We start from the raw sequence: 673 nt of genomic DNA on the forward strand, positions 1-673 counted from the left end.
GTTCAACGTTTCTTATCTCAACCTTTCCACGTAGCTGAACAATTTACTGGTATACCTGGTGTATTAGTAGATATTAAAGATACTATTAAAGGTTTTAATATGATTATGGATGGTGAACTAGATAACTTACCAGAAGCTGCTTTCAACCTTAAAGGTACCATTGAAGAAGCTATTGAAGCTGGTGAGAAAATGTTAGCTGAATCCTAAAATTAGTTGGCAGTAATCAGTCTACAGTCTTTAATGACTGCAAACTGGAAACACTGCAGACTGGAAACTAAAAAAATATGTATTTAGAAATTGTATCACCAGAAGCCNAGGTGTTGTTAAAATTCATACACATACACAAACCCACCTAGAATTTAATGATTTAGATGGTAAAATTGTTCCGCATGCTGATGATGATAAAATTTTAACAGTTCAAATAAACTCTGGAACAATTGAAATGAAAGATAACAAAGTAATTGTTTTAGCAGACTAAAATAAATACAGTTGTTTAATAATATTAAAAGCGAATCATAATTGATTCGCTTTTTTATTTTTACTAAAATTATAGGGAATTGATGTAATCTTCTAAATTTACACTTCTTGAAAGGTTCATCTTTTTTCTAATTCTATGCCGTGATGTATGGACAGATTCTACTGAAATTCCTAACAAACGTGCCATATCTTTGCT

1 pseudogene is annotated in these 673 nt (G+C 31.0%); it reads left to right on the plus strand.

Annotation, left to right across the window (positions count from 1 at the left end):
* Nucleotides 1-207 (plus strand): annotated as a pseudogene (locus tag FUA24_RS00245) (F0F1 ATP synthase subunit beta); the annotation flags it as partial.
* Nucleotides 208-673: the final 466 nt, after the last annotated feature.

The organism is Seonamhaeicola marinus, assembly GCF_008085455.1.